The organism is Levilactobacillus paucivorans (assembly GCF_001437125.1).
GTDB classification, from domain to species: domain Bacteria; phylum Bacillota; class Bacilli; order Lactobacillales; family Lactobacillaceae; genus Levilactobacillus; species Levilactobacillus paucivorans.
In genome coordinates this window covers 1-213 of sequence record NZ_JQCA01000042.1, presented here as the reverse complement: position 1 = coordinate 213, position 213 = coordinate 1, and the positions used below count along the sequence as shown (strand labels likewise).

At 39.4% G+C, this 213-nt stretch carries 1 pseudogene; it reads left to right on the top strand.

Annotated elements, in window-relative coordinates:
* Window positions 1-143 (top strand): annotated as a pseudogene (locus IV54_RS12070) (IS30 family transposase); the annotation flags it as partial.
* Window positions 144-213: the final 70 nt, after the last annotated feature.

Here is a 213-nt window from a genome sequence, read left to right as displayed (position 1 = left end):
CTAAAGGGACTCGTTTTGAGCACATTAGTGCTCAAGATTTAACGACGACGTTACTCTAAATTAACCAGCGACCGCTTAAAATACTCGACTGGCAAACACCGTATCGGGTTATGCTGACAAATTTGTCCAAAAATTCGGATTAAATTTGCAATCTACCATAAACATTAAACTGAGAAACCAGGAAGCGATCCAGTGAATCTTCCGTTGGAAATT